16 protein-coding genes are annotated in these 15,958 nt (G+C 67.3%); all 16 read right to left on the reverse strand.

Features of this window, described 5'->3' with window-relative positions; translation table 11 throughout:
• Window position 1: 1 nt before the first annotated feature.
• On the reverse strand, window positions 2-790 hold the full coding sequence (locus tag WS92_RS21935; RefSeq protein WP_006026076.1) for a TrmH family RNA methyltransferase: 789 nt from the start codon (window positions 788-790) through the stop codon (window positions 2-4).
• On the reverse strand, window positions 787-1,431 hold the full coding sequence (gene rnhB, locus WS92_RS21940) for a ribonuclease HII (protein ID WP_059934587.1): 645 nt from the start codon (window positions 1,429-1,431) through the stop codon (window positions 787-789). Before rnhB ends, WS92_RS21935 begins: the two co-directional genes overlap by 4 nt.
• Window positions 1,431-2,597: a lipid-A-disaccharide synthase gene (gene lpxB / locus WS92_RS21945; protein ID WP_006026074.1), complete on the reverse strand. Its 1,167-nt coding sequence runs from the start codon at window positions 2,595-2,597 to the stop codon at window positions 1,431-1,433. The genes rnhB and lpxB overlap by 1 nt, the downstream gene beginning before the upstream one ends.
• Before the next feature lie 4 nt (window positions 2,598-2,601).
• Window positions 2,602-3,390, reverse strand: a complete 789-nt coding sequence (gene lpxA, locus WS92_RS21950; protein WP_006026073.1) for an acyl-ACP--UDP-N-acetylglucosamine O-acyltransferase — start codon at window positions 3,388-3,390, stop codon at window positions 2,602-2,604.
• 58 nt (window positions 3,391-3,448) lie between these two features.
• Window positions 3,449-3,916 carry a 3-hydroxyacyl-ACP dehydratase FabZ gene (gene fabZ, locus WS92_RS21955; protein WP_006026072.1) on the reverse strand — a complete coding sequence of 156 codons (468 nt, stop codon included), beginning with the start codon at window positions 3,914-3,916 and terminating at the stop codon, window positions 3,449-3,451.
• Between the two features lie 148 nt (window positions 3,917-4,064).
• Window positions 4,065-5,150: a UDP-3-O-(3-hydroxymyristoyl)glucosamine N-acyltransferase gene (lpxD, locus tag WS92_RS21960; protein WP_059934586.1), complete on the reverse strand. Its 1,086-nt coding sequence runs from the start codon at window positions 5,148-5,150 to the stop codon at window positions 4,065-4,067.
• Window positions 5,151-5,166: 16 nt separating this feature from the next.
• A complete protein-coding gene (locus WS92_RS21965) occupies window positions 5,167-5,670 on the reverse strand; it encodes an OmpH/Skp family outer membrane protein (protein WP_006026070.1) in 504 nt (167 codons plus the stop codon).
• 67 nt (window positions 5,671-5,737) lie between these two features.
• The gene (gene bamA, locus WS92_RS21970; RefSeq protein WP_045554835.1) at window positions 5,738-8,047 is read right to left on the reverse strand and encodes an outer membrane protein assembly factor BamA; all 2,310 of its coding nucleotides are present in this window, start codon (window positions 8,045-8,047) and stop codon (window positions 5,738-5,740) included.
• Window positions 8,048-8,111: 64 nt separating this feature from the next.
• Complete coding sequence (rseP, locus tag WS92_RS21975; RefSeq protein WP_059934585.1) at window positions 8,112-9,503, reverse strand: RIP metalloprotease RseP; 1,392 nt, start codon at window positions 9,501-9,503, stop codon at window positions 8,112-8,114.
• Window positions 9,504-9,520: 17 nt separating this feature from the next.
• Window positions 9,521-10,717, reverse strand: a complete 1,197-nt coding sequence (locus WS92_RS21980) for a 1-deoxy-D-xylulose-5-phosphate reductoisomerase (RefSeq protein WP_059934584.1) — start codon at window positions 10,715-10,717, stop codon at window positions 9,521-9,523.
• 14 nt (window positions 10,718-10,731) lie between these two features.
• Complete coding sequence (locus WS92_RS21985; protein ID WP_059934583.1) at window positions 10,732-11,553, reverse strand: phosphatidate cytidylyltransferase; 822 nt, start codon at window positions 11,551-11,553, stop codon at window positions 10,732-10,734.
• A complete protein-coding gene (gene uppS / locus WS92_RS21990) occupies window positions 11,547-12,329 on the reverse strand; it encodes a polyprenyl diphosphate synthase (RefSeq protein ID WP_059934582.1) in 783 nt (260 codons plus the stop codon). Before uppS ends, WS92_RS21985 begins: the two co-directional genes overlap by 7 nt.
• Window positions 12,330-12,376: 47 nt before the next feature.
• Window positions 12,377-12,937 (reverse strand): ribosome recycling factor, encoded by a 561-nt coding sequence (gene frr, locus WS92_RS21995; RefSeq protein WP_006026064.1) that lies wholly within the window; start codon window positions 12,935-12,937, stop codon window positions 12,377-12,379.
• An 88-nt stretch (window positions 12,938-13,025) separates the two neighbouring features.
• Entirely contained in the window at window positions 13,026-13,739 is a 714-nt protein-coding gene (gene pyrH, locus WS92_RS22000; protein WP_004193606.1) for a UMP kinase, read from the reverse strand.
• Between the two features lie 178 nt (window positions 13,740-13,917).
• Entirely contained in the window at window positions 13,918-14,799 is an 882-nt protein-coding gene (gene tsf / locus WS92_RS22005) for a translation elongation factor Ts (RefSeq protein ID WP_006026063.1), read from the reverse strand.
• Window positions 14,800-14,979: 180 nt separating this feature from the next.
• Entirely contained in the window at window positions 14,980-15,723 is a 744-nt protein-coding gene (gene rpsB, locus WS92_RS22010; RefSeq protein ID WP_009912840.1) for a 30S ribosomal protein S2, read from the reverse strand.
• Window positions 15,724-15,958 lie beyond the last annotated feature (235 nt).

The following is a 15,958-nucleotide window of genomic DNA, read 5'->3' on the forward strand; positions in this document are numbered from 1 at the left end:
GTCACGCGCCGGGCGCGCGTTGCTGCCGGCACTGCTCGAAAAGACAAACCGCCGCCGCAGCCGCCACGTTCAGCGATTCCATCCCGCCCGGCTGCGGAATCGTCACGCGATGCGTCGCCGCGTCGCGCCACCGGGCGGACACGCCCGCCCCTTCGTTGCCGAACACCCACGCGAGCGGCCCGGCCAGATCGCAATCATAGATCGCGCGCGCGCCGTGCGAATCGGTCAGCGCGACCGGAATCGCGAGCCGCTCGATCAGCGTGCCGGCGTCGATGTCCTCGTGGATATCGAGCAGGAAATGCGCGCCCATCGCCGAGCGCAGCACCTTCGACGACCACGCGTACGCGGTGCCCGGCGCGCAGAACACTCGCTTCACGCCCGCCGCGGCCGCGCTGCGCAGGATCGAGCCGACGTTGCCCGCGTCCTGCACGCCGTCGAGCACGACCGATGTGTCCGCGACGCGCGCCGGCAACGCGGGCGCCGGACGCGCGACGAGCAGCAGCAGCCCGACGCCGTTGACGACGTTCGACAACTGCCCGAACAACGCGTCGGGCAGCGTGACGACCCGCGCCGGCTCGATGCGCGCGACAATCTCGCGCGCCTCCGCGTGCGCGAGCGCGCCGTCGGTGACGACGCAGAGCTCCGGCTGCCCGGCCGCGTCGAGATAGGCGCTCGCGAGGTGCAGCCCCTCGAGGAGCGCCTGGCCGCCGCGGCGCTGCTGGTGGGTCGAGCCCGCGAGCGACTTCAGGCGCTTGTACAGCGGATTGTCGCGGGAAGTGATCGCTTTCATCGAATCAGATCGAATGCGGCGCGCACGGGCGCGAACGAGCGGCGGTGATGCTCGCACGGCCCATGCGCGCGCAAGGCGGCGAGATGCTGCGGCGTGCCGTAGCCCGCATGCGCATCGAATCCGTACATCGGGAATTGCTGATGCAGCTCGACGAGCATCCGGTCGCGCGTGACCTTCGCGAGAATCGACGCGGCCGAGATGCTCGGCACGAGCGCGTCGCCGCCGACGATCGCTTCGCTGCGGATCGCAAGCGCCGGGCAGCGGTTGCCGTCGATTTTCGCGAGCGTCGGCCGCACCGCGAGCCCTTCGACCGCGCGCTTCATCGCGAGCATCGTCGCGTGCAGGATGTTGAGGGTGTCGATTTCCTCGACGCTCGCCGATGCGATGCAGTACCCGAGCGCATGCGCGACGATTTCGTCGAAGAGCCGCTCGCGCTTCTTCGCGGACAGCGCCTTCGAATCGTCGAGGCCCACGATCGGCCGCGCCGGATCGAGCACGACGGCCGCCGCGACGACGGGCCCGGCGAGCGGGCCGCGTCCGGCTTCGTCGACGCCGCAGACGATCTCGCCCGGCGCGTCGAAATCGGGCGCGGGCTGGGCCGCGCCATCGGCGCCGCCGCGGAGTTTGCGAGTCGTCGCCATCAGCGCGGCTTCCTGCTGTCAATCACGCGCGCGACGGCCTCGGCCGCGCGCTGCGCGGTGTTCTGGCGCAACGCGAGATGCATGTCGGTGAAAATGTCGGTGAGGGTGCGGCGGTTCGCATCATCGCGCAATTGCGTGAGCGTCGCGTCGGCAAGCGCGTCGGGCGTCGCGAAATGCTGCAGCAGCTCGGGCACGACGAAGCGGCCCGCGAGGATGTTCGGCAGTCCGACGTACGGCAGATAGCCCTGCCGGCGCATGATCTGCCCGGTAAGCCACGGCACCTTGTACGAGATCACCATCGGCTTCTTGAGGAGCGCCGCTTCGAGCGTCACGGTGCCGCTCTTCACGAGGATCGCGTCGGCCGCAGTCATCGCGACCTGCGCGCGGCCCTCGGTCAGCGTGACCGGCAGCAACGGGTGCGCGTCGACGAGCGGCCGCAGCAGCTCGCGCAGCGCGGGCGTCGCGGCCGGCACGACGAAGCGCACGCCGGGCTCGCGCTGCCGCATCAGCTCCATCGCGTCGAAGAATGTCGGGCCGATCAGCTCGATCTCCGAGCGGCGGCTGCCCGGCAGCACAGCGATCACGGGGCCGCTGTCCGGCAGGCCGAGCGCGATCCGCGCGCCGTGCGTGTCGGGCTCGAGCGGGATCTCGTCGGCGAGCGGATGGCCGACGAACGTCGCCGCGACGCCTGCCTTCCCGAGCAGCTCGGGCTCGAACGGGAACAGGCACAGCATATGGTCGACGGCCTTGACGATCTTCTTGATCCGGCCGCCGCGCCACGCCCAGATCGACGGACAGACGAAGTGGATCGTCGGAATGCCGGCGCCGCGCAACGCCTGCTCGAGGCCGAAGTTGAAATCGGGCGCGTCGATGCCGACGAACGCGTCGGGCGGCTCGGCGAGCAACTGGCGCTTGAGTTCGCCGCGAATGCGCAGGATTTCGGGAATGTGCCTGAGCGCCTCGACGTAGCCGCGCACCGCGAGCTTTTCCATCGGCCAGTGCGCGTCGAAATCCACGGCGGTCATGCGCGGCCCGCCGATCCCGTAATAGCGGGACGATGCGGGCAACTGCGCGTGCAGCCCGCCGAGGAGCGACGCGCCGAGCAGGTCGCCCGACGGTTCGCCCGCGACGAGCGCGATGCGCAGCGGTGTGGGTTGGAACGCCATCGCGTCAGCGAATGATGCCGCGCTGCGACGACTCGACGAAGTCGACGAGCGCCTTCACCGCCGCGTCGCCGTCGCCGCCCGCCTGCGCGAGCTCGCTCAACTGGACCTTCGCCTCTTCGAGCGACAGGTTGTTCTTGTACAGGATCCGGTACGCGCTGCGCAGCGCGGAAATCGCATCCGGCGCGAAGCCGCGGCGGCGCAGCCCTTCGACGTTGATCCCGTGCGGCTCGGCCTTGTTGCCCGCCGCGATCACGAACGGCGGAATGTCCTGCACGAGCGCCGACGCGCCGCCCAGCATCGAATGCGCGCCGATCCGCACGAACTGGTGAACGCCCGACATCCCGCCGACGATCGCCCAGTCGCCGATCTCGACGTGCCCCGCCATCTGCGCGTTGCTCGACAGGACCACATGGCTGCCGACGCGGCAGTCGTGGCCGATGTGCACGTACGCCATGATCCAGTTGTCGTCGCCGAGCGTCGTGACGCCCTTGTCCTGCACGGTGCCCGTGTGGATCGTCGTGAATTCGCGGATCGTGTTGCGATCGCCGATCACGAGCCGCGTCGGCTCGTCCTTGTACTTCATGTCCTGCGGGCGGCCGCCCACCGACGCGTAATGGCCGATGCGATTGTCTTCGCCGATCGCCGTATGGCCTTCGATCACGCTGTGCGAGCCGACCGTCGTGCGCGCGCCGATCGTCACGTTCGGACCGACGATCGCGTACGGGCCGACCTCGACCGTCTCGTGGAGCTGCGCGCCCGGCTCGATGATCGCCGTGGGGTGAATCCTGCTCATGCGCCGTTGCCTCTCAATGTCTATGTCGCGTTGCGTAGCCGTTGCGTGCCGCGCGCGCTCAGGGCGCCGCGTCGGCCGTCTTGACCGTGCACATCAGCTCGGCTTCCGCCGCGACCTTGCCGTCCACTTCCGCGACGGCCTTGAACTTCCAGATGCCGCGAATGTAGCGCTCGAACGTCACGTTCAGGATCAACTGGTCGCCCGGCTCGACGACGCGCTTGAAGCGCGCGTTGTCGATGCCGACGAAGTAGTACAGCGTGTTCTCCGGGTCCTTCGGCTCGGCCTCCGCGAACGTGAGGAGTGCGGCCGCCTGCGCGAGCGCCTCGATGATCAGCACGCCCGGCATCACCGGCCGCTTCGGGAAGTGGCCGGTGAAGAACGGCTCGTTGACCGTCACGTTCTTCAACGCTTTGATGGACTTGTGCGGTTCGAGTTCGAGCACGCGATCGACGAGCAGAATCGGATAGCGGTGCGGCAGCAGCGTGAGGATCTTGTGAATGTCGAAGTTGATTTTTTCAGTGCTCATGATGGTTCGTCTCACGCAATGGCTGCGCGGTGATGACTGCAAGTGCTGATGCGGGCCGCGTCGGGGAAGGCGGCGCGCGGGGTTCGGTCGACCGGCGCGGCGGGCAGCCTGCGAGTGGCTGCGCCGCGCGTTTCCGGCCGACGTGGGTTCATGCGCCGCCGGCGTCGCCTTCCCGCGCGGCCAGCGCGGTTTCGAGCGCCTTGATCCGATCGCGCAGCTTGTCCAGGTTGCGCACGAGCGCCGCGCTCTTGTTCCAGTCGCCGTGCTCGACGGCCGGAAACGCGCTCGTATAGATGCCCGCCTTCGGCAGCGATTTTGACACGCCCGACTTCGCGGTGACGATCACGTAGTCGCCGAGCGTCACGTGCCCGGCGATGCCGACCGCGCCGCCGATCATGCAGTGCCTGCCGATCGTCGTGCTGCCCGCGATGCCCGCGCAGCCGGCGATCACGGTGTACGCGCCGATCCGGCAGTTGTGGCCGATCTGCACGAGGTTGTCGATCTTCACGCATTCGTCGATGACGGTGTCCGCCATCGCGCCGCGGTCGATCGTCGTGTTCGCGCCGATCTCGACGTCGGGGCCGACCTTCACGCCGCCGACCTGCGGAATCTTGACCCACGCGCCCGTGCGCGCGTCGCCTTCGCCGACGAAATCCGGCGCGAAGCCGAAGCCGTCGGAGCCGATCACGGCGCCCGAATGGACGATCGCGCGGGCTCCAAGCGTGCAGCCGTGATAGATCGTGACGTTCGGGTAAAGGTGCGAGTCGTCGCCGATCCGCGTGCCGCGGCCGACGAACACATTCGCGTCGAGCTGCACGCGCTCGCCGATCACGGCGCCCGCCTCGACGCTCACGTGCGGGCCGATCACGGCGCTCGCGGCGACCTGCGCGGCCGGGTCGATCGTCGCGCTCGGATGCACGCCCACGGCGCGCTGCGGCGCGGCGAGATCGATGAACATCTGCGCGACGCGCGCGAAATACGCGTAGGGATTCGGCGTGACGATGAAATTGCGGCCGTTCGCGGCCGCGCCGAGCTTCTCCAGATCGCGCGGCGCGATCAGCACCGCGCCGGCGCCCGTCGTCTCGACCTGCGCCAGATACTTCGGATTCGCGAGGAACGCGAGCTGCCGCGGGCCCGCCTGATCGAGCGGCGCGAGAGCACCGACCTCGCACCGGCCGTCGCCGACGATCTCGCCGCCGAACCGCGCGACGAGCGCCTCAAGCGTCAATGCCATTCGACGTTCGCTCCGTTCAGTTCGACAGGCTCGAAGGCGATGCGAGCGCCTTCAGCACCTTGTCGGTGATGTCGATGCGCGGACTCACGTACACCGCTTCCTGCACGATCAGATCGTAGTTCTGCTGCTCGGCGATCTGCTTGATCACCTTGTTCGCCTTGTCGAGCACCGCCGCGAGCTCCTCGTTGCGGCGCTGGTTCAGATCCTCGCGGAACTCGCGCTGCTTGCGCTGGAAATCGGTGTCGAGCTGCGCGAGGTCGCGCTGCTTCTGCGCGCGGTCGTTGGCCGACATCGTCGGCCCGTTCCGGTCGAGCGCATCGGACATCGACTTCAGGCGCGCGGCCATGTCCTGCAGATCCTTGTCGCGCTTCGCGAACTCGGCTTCGAGCTTCGTCTGCGCGGCCTTCGCGGGCGCGGACTCGCGCAGGATCCGATCCGAATTGACGGCCGCGATGCGCGCGACGTCCTGCGCGTGCGCGGCCGTCGCGCCGAGCGCGGCCGCAAGCGCCAGCGCGCACATCACTCGTTTCGAAAACTTACCGGTTAGCAAGATTACCCTCTCGATGCTGTAGTCAGTGCCTGATCGATCAGAACGCCGTCCCGATCTGGAACTGGAATTTCTGATACTGATCGCCTTCGTGCTTCTGCAGCGGGAAGCCCAAGCTCAGCTTGAGCGGCCCGATCGGCGAGATCCACGCGAGACCGACACCGTAGCCGTAGCGCAGGCCGTTCGCGCCCGTGCTCGTGCCGCCCGGCGCGTTGCCCCACACGTTGCCGCCGTCGAGGAACGTGAACACGCGCAGCGTGCGGTCGTAGCCCGTGCCCGGCAGCGGGAACGTCAGCTCGATGTTGCCGACGACCATCTTCGAGCCGCCGATCGGATCGTTCGTCTTCGTGTCGCGCGGGCCGAGCGAGCTCGGCTCGTAGCCGCGCACGGAGCCGATACCGCCCGCGTAGTAGTTCTTGAAGATCGGGTACGGGTTGCCGATGCCGTTGCCGTAGCCCGCCTGGAGGTTCAGGCCGAGGATGAAGCCGCGCGCGAACGAGTAGTAGTACTGGCCCTGCACGTCCATCTTGTAGTACTGGATCTTGCCGACCGGCACGCCGTATTCGGCGTTCGCCTGCGTGAAGTAGCCGCGGCTCGGAATCAGCGCGCTGTCGCGCGCGTCGCGCGACCAGCCGATCGTGAGCGGCACCGTGTTCGACACGCGGCCGAACTCGTTCACGTAATCCTGGTACGACTGCGGCGTGTTCGTATCGACGTCGAGGCGGTTCTGCTCGAAGCCCGCGCCGAAATAGACCGTGTCGGTTTCCGAGAACGGAATGCCGAACTTCAGGTTGCCGCCCGCGGTGATGATCCGGAAGCTCGAGTTCGTCGAATAATAGAGCGGCTGGTACGTGCGGTAGAACACGTCGGTGATCCGCTTGATGCCGTCGACGGTGAAGTACGGGTCGACCTGCGTGACGGTCAGCGTGCGGTAGCTCTTCGCGGTGTTCACGTTCACCGCGAGGCTCGTGCCGGAGCCGAACACGTTGTCCTGCGAGATGCCGGCCGACAGCACGACCTTGTCCGTCGACGAGAAGCCCGCGCCGAGCGTGATCGCGCCCGTCGGCTTTTCGGCGACCTTCACGTTCACGTCGACCTGGTCGTTCGTGCCTTCGACGGGCACCGTCGTCACGTCGACGTCGGTGAAGTAGCCGAGACGGTTGACGCGGTCCTTCGACAGCGCGAGGCGGCTCGAATCGAACCACGAGCTCTCGAGCTGGCGCATCTCGCGCCGCACGACCTCGTCGCGCGTGCGCGTATTGCCGACGATGTTGATCCGCCGCACGTACACGCGGCGGCTCGGATCGACGACGAGCGTGAGGCCCACCTTGTGCGACGCCTGGTCGATCTCCGGCTGCGCGTTCACCGTCGCGAACGCATAGCCGTACTGGCCGAGCTTGTCGACGATCGCCTTCGTCGTCTGCTGCAGCTTCTCGGCCGAGAAGCGGTCGCCCGGCTTGATCTTGACGAGCTTCTCGAGCTCCGCCTGGCGATCCAGCAGATTGCCCGCGAGCTTCACGCTCGATACCGTGTACGGCTCGCCTTCGTGCAGCGCCACCGTCAGGTACATGTCCTTCTTGTCCGGCGAGATCGACACCTGCGTCGACTCGATGTTGAACTCCAGATACCCGCGGTTCAGGTAGTACGAGCGCACGTTCTCGAGGTCGCCCGTCAGCTTTTCCTTCGAGTACAGGTCGTTCTTCGTGTACCACGAGAACCAGTTCGGCGTCGACAACTGCATCTCGTCGCGCAGCGTGCTCGTCTTAAACGCCTTGTTGCCGATGAAGTTGATCTGGCGGATCTTCGCGCTCGGGCCTTCAGCGACCGCGAACAGGATCGACACGCGGTTCGCGTCGACCGGCGTGACCGTCGTCGACACTTCCGCCGCGTAGAAGCCGCGCGTCAGGTACTGGCGCTTCAGTTCCTGCTCCGCCTTGTCGACGAGCGCCTTGTCGTAATAACGGCCCTGCGACAGGCCCACGGCCTTCAGCGCCTTGTTCAGGTTGTCCTTGTCGAATTCCTTGATGCCGGTGAAGTCGATCGACGCGATCGCCGGACGCTCCTGCACCTGGACGATCACGACGCTGCCCTGCGTCGCGATCCGCACGTCGTTGAAGAAGCCCGTCGCGTACAGCGCGCGAATCGCTTCGGATGCCTTGTCGTCGGTGAACGTGTCGCCCTGCTTGATCGGCAGGTAGGCGAACACGGAACCCGCTTCGACGCGCTGCAAGCCTTCGATCTTGATGTCCTGCACCACGAAGGGCGCCGTTGCGTGTGCCGCGAGGCCATGCGCGGCGAGCGCCGCGGCAGCAACCGTCTTAGGTACGAAGCGATGAGGTTTGAACAACATGCATCCCCAGTGTTTAAGCTTGCATCAGATCAGGCGACCACCGTTGCGGCTGCCGCCCGACGCGTCAAAAATGGATTAACCGAGCCAGATCGTTGAACAGCGCGATCGCCGACAACGCGACGATGCAGATCAACCCCGCTCTTTGCAGAATCAGTTGCCAGCGCTCCGATACGGCCTTGCCGGTCGCGGCTTCAACCAGATAATATAACAGATGCCCCCCGTCCAAAACGGGAATCGGCAGCAAGTTCAGCACGCCGAGGCTAATGCTGACAAGGGCGAGAAACGATAGGAACGCCGACAAACCGAGCCTCGCGCTCTTGCCCGCATAGTCGGCGATCGTCACCGGGCCGGACAGGTTCTTCAGCGACGCCTCGCCCGTCACCATCCTGCCGAACATCTTCAGCGAATACACCGAGATGTCCCACGTGCGCCGCACGCCGAGCTCGACGCTCTCGAACGCGCCGTAGCGCACGTCGACGGTCGGCGTCTGCAGCGCGAGCGCCGCACCGATGCGGCCCACCTGCTTGCCCGTCTCGTCGTCGCGCTGCGCCTGCGGCACGATCGACACCGTGCGCGCGACGCCAGCGCGCTCGATCCGCAACGCGAGCGCGCGGCCCGCGTGGGCCTTCACGTCGTCGATGAAACGCGTCGAGCCGCCGATGCGCGCGCCGTCGAGCGACACGAGCTTGTCGCCCGCCTGAAGCCCCGCCTGCTGCGCGGCGCCGCCCGGCAGCACCGACGTCACCGTCAGCGACCCGCCGCCCGGCTCGAAGCCGAGGCGCGACATGAAATCGTCGTCGATGTCGCGATTCGAGACGCCGTGCAGATCGACGCGGAAATCGTAGGTGGCGCCGTCCGCGCGATTGCGCGCGCCGAGCACGACGTCCTTGCGGTCGAACGCCGCACCGAGCAGTTTCCAGCGCAGATCGGACCACGAGCGCACCGGCTCGGCGTCGCCGCCTTGTGCGTCGCCGGCGCCCGAGGCGCGGATCGACACGATCGTCTCGCCGCCGTCGAAACCCGCGACCGCGGCGGGCGTGCCGGCCGCGGGCGGCGCGACGATCGCCGCGGGCTCCGTCACGCCGGTCGCGAACACGGCCGAAAAGAGCGCGATCGCAAGCAGGAAATTCGCGATCGGGCCGGCCGCGACGATCGCGATCCGCTTGCCGACCGGTTGCCGGTTGAACGCGTGCGGCAGTTCGTTCGCGCGAATGCCGTCGCCGGGATCGCGCTCGTCGAGCATCTTCACGTAGCCGCCGAGCGGCAGCGCGGACAGCGTCCATTCGGTGCCCGTCCGCTTGCTGACCCAGCGCGCGACGGGCGCGCCGAAGCCGATCGAGAAGCGCAGCACCTTGACGCCGCACCAGCGCGCGACGCGGTAATGCCCGTACTCATGCACGACGACCAGCACGCCGATCGCCACCGCAAACGCGACCAGTTCGACCAGCACGTTCATGAGCGTATCGACTCCATTCAGGCGGCTCGCTCGACGCCGGGCGCGGGCAGCTTGTCGATGAACGTCGTCGCCGCGCGGCGCGCGGCGGCGTCGGCGTCGATCACGTCGTCGAGGCCGCCCGGCGTGCGATTGGACAGCCCGTTGAGCACCGCGTCGACCGTCTGCGCGATCGCGGTGAAGCGGATGCGGCGCGACAGGAACGCGTCGACCGCGATCTCGTTCGCCGCATTGAGCGCCGCGCTCGCGACGCCGCCCGCCTCGAGCGCCTCGATGGCAAGCGCGAGGCACGGGAAGCGCGCGTAATCGGGCTTCTCGAACGTGAGCGCCGCGATCTGCGCGAGATCGAGCTGCGCGACACCCGCGTCGACGCGCTCGGGGAACGCGAGCGCGTGCGCGATCGGCGTGCGCATGTCCGGATTGCCGAGCTGCGCGAGCACCGAGCCGTCGCGATACGACACGAGCGAGTGGATCACGCTCTGCGGATGGATCAGCACGTCGATGTGCTCGCTCGGCAGGCCGAACAGCCAGTGCGCCTCGATCACCTCGAGACCCTTGTTCATCATCGTCGCGGAATCGACGGAGATCTTGCGGCCCATCACCCAGTTCGGATGCTTGCACGCCTCGTCGGGCGTCACGCTCGCGAGCGTCGCGGGCTCGCGCGTGCGGAACGGGCCGCCCGACGCGGTCACGATGATCTTCGCGATGCCGCCGTGCCCGGCCGCGTCGCGCGGCATGCACTGGAAGATCGCGTTGTGCTCGCTGTCGACGGGCAGCAGGATCGCGCCGTGGTCGCGCACCGCGTCCATGAAGATCGCGCCCGACATCACGAGCGCCTCCTTGTTCGCGAGCAGGATGCGCTTGCCCGCGCGCGCGGCGGCAAGGCTCGGCGCGAGCCCCGCCGCGCCGACGATCGCCGCGACGACGGTGTCGCAGCCGTCGCTCGTCGATACGTCGACGAGCGCCTGCCGGCCGTGCGCAACCTGGGTCTTGCAGCCCGCGGCGCGCAATTGCGCTTCGACCCGCGCGGCGGTTTCGGCGTCGCCGACCACCGCGACGTCGGGCGCGAAGCGCAGGCACTGGGCGACGAGCTTGTCGCCGTTGCGGTGGGCCGTGAGCGCGTGAACCGCGAAGCGCTCCGGATGACGCGCGACGACGTCGAGCGTGCTGTCTCCGATCGAGCCCGTCGAACCGAGCAATGTCAGACGTTTTTGCATAATAGGGTCTAGTTTTAACCGAGCAGCAGCATCGCGAGCGGCAGCACGGGCAGCAGCGCGTCGACGCGGTCGAGCACGCCGCCGTGGCCGGGCAGGAGGCCGCTCGAGTCTTTCACGCCGGCCTGGCGCTTGAGCAGCGACTCAAACAGGTCGCCGACCACGCTGAACGCGACGAGCGCCGTGAGCGCCGCGAATGCGCCCGCCGCGCCGTAATGCGCGACGAACGCCGAATAAAGGGTCGGTTCGAAGGCGTGCGCCGCGACGGCCGCGCCGGCGACGATCGTCACCGCGAGCCAGCCGCCCGCCGCGCCTTCCCAGGTTTTGCCGGGGCTCACGGACGGCGCGAGCTTGTGCTTGCCGAACGCCTTTCCGGCAAAGTATGCGCCGATATCGGCGAGCCATACCACCAGCAGCAGCGACAACACGAAGGGTACGCCTTGCGCGCGCGCGGCGACGAGCGCGTGCCAGCACGCGGAAAAGACGATGAGGCCCGCGACGAGCAGGAACGGCTTCCATGCGCGCTCGGCGAGCGCCGGCTTGCGCCAGAGCGCATACGGGCCCGCCAGCAGCCAGAACACGCCCGCCGCCGCGAAAAGCGGCCGCGCGGCGTCCGCGCCGATGCCGAGCCGCGTGCTCGCGCCGAGCGCGAGCGCCGCGACCACGGCGTACGCGACGGGACCGATCCCGCCCAGCTTCAGGAGCCGCCCCCACTCCCACGCGGCGAACACGAGCGCGAGCGCGATCAGCGCGCCGAACGCGGCAAGCGGCGCGAACAGCGTCACGGGCAGCAGCACTGCCAGCAGCACGACCGCCGTGATGACACGGGTCTTCAGCATGAAAGGGAATCGGCGTCCTGGGCCTGGGGTTCGAGCTGCGCGCTCGTGCGGCCGAAGCGGCGTTCGCGGTGCGTGTACGACGCGAGCGCCTCGGCAAGCGCGCCGGCGTCGAAGTCCGGCCAGAATGTATCGGTGAAGTAGAACTCGGTGTACGCGAGCTGCCAGAGCAGGAAATTGCTGATCCGCTGCTCGCCGCCCGTGCGGATGAAGAGATCCGGCTCGGGCGCATAGGCCATCGCCAGATGGCGGGCGAACGCATCCTCGTCGACCTCGGCCGCGCGCCCTTCGCGCGCCGCCTCGTCGATGAGCTTCTGCGTCGCCTGCAGGATATCCCAACGACCGCCGTAGTTCGCGGCGATCGTCAGCGTCAGGCGCGTGTTGCGCGCGGTCTTCGTCTCCGCGCGGCGGATCAGCGCCTGGATGCGCGGCTCGAACTTCGTCAGATCGCCGATGACGCGCAGCCGGATGCCGTTCGCATGCAGCTTGCCGACTTCGCGCTCGAGCGCGGTGATGAACAGGCGCATCAGGAACGACACTTCGTCGTTCGGCCGGCGCCAGTTCTCGGAACTGAACGCGAAGAGCGTCAGGTATTCGACGCCCGAGCGCGCACATCCCTCGACGACCGAGCGCACCGCGTCGACGCCGCGCGTGTGTCCCGCGACGCGCGGCAGGCGGCGCTCGGTCGCCCAACGGCCGTTGCCGTCCATGATGATCGCGATGTGACGCGGCACGGCGGCGACGTCAGGCACGCGAACGGTAGAGCTGGTATAGGTCATGGCCGCTGAGACTGTAGCTGCAGGAAAAAGTGCGACGCAAGGCGGCTTCAGACCGTCATGATCTCCGCGTCCTTGGCCTGGACGAGCTTGTCGATCTCCGCGACGTGCTTGTCCGTCAGCTTCTGCACGTCGTCGCCCGCGCGGCGCTCGTCATCCTCGGAGATTTCCTTGTCCTTGACGAGCTTCTTGAGCTGCTCGTTCGCGTCGCGGCGCAGGTTGCGCACGGCGACCTTCGCCGTTTCGCCTTCGCCCTTGACGACCTTCGTCAGCTCGCGGCGGCGCTCTTCCGTGAGCGGCGGCATCGGCACGCGGATCAGATCGCCCGACGTCGCCGGATTCAGGCCCAGATCGGCCTCGCGGATCGCCTTCTCGACCTTCGCGACCATGTTCTTTTCCCACGGCTGCACGCCGATCGTGCGCGCGTCGACGAGCGTCAGGTTCGCGACCTGCGAGATCGGCACCATCGAACCGTAGTAGTCGACCTGCACGTGATCGAGCAGACCGGTATGCGCACGGCCCGTACGGATCTTCGCCAGATCGTTCTTGAACGCTTCGATCGAGCGCTGCATCTTCTGCTCGACGCCCTTCTTGATATCAGCGACACTCATTTCAACCTCCGAACCTTCCGAACTTCAAAACGATGCGGGCAATGGCCAAAGGCGGCGCTTCGCGCCGCCCGTGCGCATCGGCGAGAGTTTACACGTGGACGAGCGTGCCCTCGTCCTCACCTTGAACGATACGTTTGAGCGCACCCGGCTTGTTGATCGAAAACACGCGAATCGGCAGCTTCTGGTCGCGGCACAGCGCGAACGCCGTCGCGTCCATCACCTGCAGGTTGCGGCCGATCGCCTCGTCGAAGCTGATCGACGAATAGCGCGTCGCGGACGGGTCCTTCTTCGGATCGGCCGAATAGACGCCGTCGACCTTCGTCGCCTTCAGCACCACCTCGGCGCCGACTTCCGAGCCGCGCAGCGCGGCCGCCGTGTCCGTCGTGAAGAACGGGTTGCCCGTGCCCGCCGCGAAGATCACGACCTTGCCCTCCTCGAGCTGGCGGATCGCGCGCGGGCGGATGTACGGCTCGACCACCTGGTCCATGCGCAGCGCCGATTGCACGCGCGCCTCGATGCCCGCGTGGCGCATTGCGTCCTGCAGCGCGAGCGCGTTCATCATCGTCGCGAGCATCCCCATGTAGTCGGCCGTCGCGCGGTCCATGCCGGCCGCGCCGCCCGCGACGCCGCGGAAGATGTTGCCGCCGCCGATCACGACCGCGAGCTGCGTGCCGAGACGCACGACTTCCGCGATGTCGGCGACCATCCGCTCGATCGTCGCGCGATTGATGCCGAAGGCATCGTCGCCCATCAGCGCTTCGCCGGAAAGTTTGAGGAGGACGCGTTTATAGGCATTGGGCATAGGGACTTCCGAGCGACGAGAGGATGACAAGCACGAACTGTAGGGGCGAAATGCTGATTCGAGCAAGCGCCGCCGGGCCGGGCTGGCTGTAAGCCCCGTCAGGCGGCGCTGCCGGCCGCGGCGGAACGGTCGCCCGCCGCGGGTCAAGCGTACTGCTGGTTACCGCTTTTACGACTGGTTACTGCTGCTTGGCGGCGGCGACCTGCGCGGCCACTTCCGCCGCGAAGTCGTCCTGGCGCTTCTCGATGCCTTCGCCGACCACGAAGAGGGCAAACTTCTGCACCGCCGCATTCGCGGCCTTCAGCATCTGCTCGATCGTCTGCTTGTCGTTCTTCACGAACGGCTGGTTCAGCAGCGACACTTCCTTCAGGAACTTCTGGACGCTGCCGTCGACCATCTTCGCGACGATCTCGGCCGGCTTGCCCGATTCTGCCGCCTTCTGCTCGGCGACGCGGCGCTCCTTCTCGATCAGCTCGGCCGGCACGTCGCTCGACGACAGCGAGACCGGCTTCATCGCCGCGACGTGCATCGCGACGTCCTTGCCGACCTGCTCTTGCTCGCCCGTGTACTCGACGATCACGCCGATGCGGCTGCCGTGCAGGTACGTCGCGAGCTTGTTCGACGTTTCGAAGCGAACGAAGCGGCGGATCGAGATGTTCTCGCCGATCTTGCCGACGAGCGCGAGACGCACTTCGTCGACCGTCTTGCCGTCGAGCGGCAGCGCCGACAGCGCGGCGACGTCGGCCGGGTTCTGCGTCGCGACGAGTTCCGCGACCGTCTTCGCGAACGCGTTGAAATCGTCGTTCTTCGCGACGAAGTCGGTTTCGCAGTTCAGCTCGACGAGCGCGCCGGCATTCGCGCCGACGAACGATGCGACGACGCCTTCGGCCGTCACGCGCGACGCGGCCTTGCTCGCCTTGTTGCCGAGCTTCACGCGCAGCAGCTCTTCGGCCTTGCCCATGTCGCCGTCGGCTTCCGTCAGCGCCTTCTTGCACTCCATCATCGGTGCGTCGGTCTTCGCGCGCAGTTCTGCCACCATGCTTGCGGTAATTGCCGCCATCATTCGCTCCTTGAGTCTGTATTCACAACGCCGCCCGCACTTCGACGCAGGCGGCAGGCATTCGTTTCCGGACATCCGCGCAATTTTTGCGCCGCGTCAGCCCGGATCGGCCGCACAAAAAAGCGGCTTAAAAAAAGGGGGCTTGTTGAGAGCCCCCTTTTTGCGCCGGCTCGGGGCCGGTTACGCGTTTTCCTCGACGTATTCGTCGTCGCCGCCGCGCACCGCCTGGACCACTTCATTGACCGCGTTCGTGCGGCCTTCGAGGATCGCGTCGGCGACGCCTTCGGCGTACAGCGCAACGGCCTTGCTCGAGTCGTCATTACCCGGGATCACGTAATCCACGCCTTCCGGCGAGTGGTTCGTATCGACCACGGCGATGACGGGCACGCCCAGCTTGTTCGCTTCGGTGACGGCGATCTTGTGGTAGCCGACGTCGACGACGAAGATCGCGTCCGGAATGCCGCCCATGTCCTTCACGCCGCCGATCGACTTCTGCAGCTTCGCGATTTCGCGTTCGAACAGGAGCGCTTCCTTCTTGCTCATCTTCTCGAGCTCGCCCGCCTCGACCGCCGCTTCCATGTCCTTCAGGCGCTTGATCGACACCTTCAGCGTCTTGAAGTTGGTCATCATGCCGCCGAGCCAGCGAGCGTTCACATACGGCATGCCCGCGCGCTGCGCTTCCTGGGCGATCGTGTCGCGCGACTGGCGCTTCGTGCCGACGAAAAGGATCGTGCCCCGATTCGCCGCGAGCTGACGCACGTACTTCTGTGCGTCGTTGAACATCGGCAGCGTCTTTTCGAGGTTGATGATGTGAATCTTGTTGCGGTGGCCGAAGATGAAGGGAGCCATCTTCGGGTTCCAGAAACGCGTCTGGTGGCCGAAGTGGACACCGGCTTCCAGCATTTGGCGCATCGTGACTGCCATTTGTATTTCTCCACGAGGGTTTGGGTCTTAAGCCGGCTGCCGTATCATGGCGCGACGGCGGGCACTCGCCTCTTCCGTTCGCGCCGCGACACCCTGGGTGCGCCGGCTCGCGATTCGGCGCGCGCTCCGAAACCATCCGAAAGCTTCGCGCCGCCAGCCTTCGCCGCGACCGCCGCCCGAGCGAAAACTCCAACGGTTCCCGCGCAAGACAAAAATAGCGATTTCAGCGTCGACT

Origin of the sequence: Burkholderia sp. MSMB1588 (genome assembly GCF_001546925.1) — a bacterium.
In the GTDB taxonomy this organism is placed as follows: Bacteria; Pseudomonadota; Gammaproteobacteria; order Burkholderiales; family Burkholderiaceae; genus Burkholderia; species Burkholderia humptydooensis.

What these genes read in the sequence shown, in the direction of transcription:
- WS92_RS21965 (WP_006026070.1), bottom strand. Translation starts at nt 5,670, where the DNA reads ATGTGCGCGCTGGCGCTTGCGGCCGCGCTCGGCGCGACGGCCGCGCAC.
- lpxD (WP_059934586.1), bottom strand. Translation starts at nt 5,150, where the DNA reads ATGGCATTGACGCTTGAGGCGCTCGTCGCGCGGTTCGGCGGCGAGATC.
- rnhB (WP_059934587.1), bottom strand. Translation starts at nt 1,431, where the DNA reads ATGGCGACGACTCGCAAACTCCGCGGCGGCGCCGATGGCGCGGCCCAG.
- WS92_RS21985 (WP_059934583.1), bottom strand. Translation starts at nt 11,553, where the DNA reads ATGCTGAAGACCCGTGTCATCACGGCGGTCGTGCTGCTGGCAGTGCTG.
- tsf (WP_006026063.1), bottom strand. Translation starts at nt 14,799, where the DNA reads ATGGCGGCAATTACCGCAAGCATGGTGGCAGAACTGCGCGCGAAGACC.
- fabZ (WP_006026072.1), bottom strand. Translation starts at nt 3,916, where the DNA reads ATGAGCACTGAAAAAATCAACTTCGACATTCACAAGATCCTCACGCTG.
- WS92_RS21980 (WP_059934584.1), bottom strand. Translation starts at nt 10,717, where the DNA reads ATGCAAAAACGTCTGACATTGCTCGGTTCGACGGGCTCGATCGGAGAC.
- lpxA (WP_006026073.1), bottom strand. Translation starts at nt 3,390, where the DNA reads ATGAGCAGGATTCACCCCACGGCGATCATCGAGCCGGGCGCGCAGCTC.
- bamA (WP_045554835.1), bottom strand. Translation starts at nt 8,047, where the DNA reads ATGTTGTTCAAACCTCATCGCTTCGTACCTAAGACGGTTGCTGCCGCG.
- frr (WP_006026064.1), bottom strand. Translation starts at nt 12,937, where the DNA reads ATGAGTGTCGCTGATATCAAGAAGGGCGTCGAGCAGAAGATGCAGCGC.
- lpxB (WP_006026074.1), bottom strand. Translation starts at nt 2,597, where the DNA reads ATGGCGTTCCAACCCACACCGCTGCGCATCGCGCTCGTCGCGGGCGAA.
- pyrH (WP_004193606.1), bottom strand. Translation starts at nt 13,739, where the DNA reads ATGCCCAATGCCTATAAACGCGTCCTCCTCAAACTTTCCGGCGAAGCG.
- rseP (WP_059934585.1), bottom strand. Translation starts at nt 9,503, where the DNA reads ATGAACGTGCTGGTCGAACTGGTCGCGTTTGCGGTGGCGATCGGCGTG.
- uppS (WP_059934582.1), bottom strand. Translation starts at nt 12,329, where the DNA reads ATGACCTATACCAGCTCTACCGTTCGCGTGCCTGACGTCGCCGCCGTG.
- rpsB (WP_009912840.1), bottom strand. Translation starts at nt 15,723, where the DNA reads ATGGCAGTCACGATGCGCCAAATGCTGGAAGCCGGTGTCCACTTCGGC.
- WS92_RS21935 (WP_006026076.1), bottom strand. Translation starts at nt 790, where the DNA reads ATGAAAGCGATCACTTCCCGCGACAATCCGCTGTACAAGCGCCTGAAG.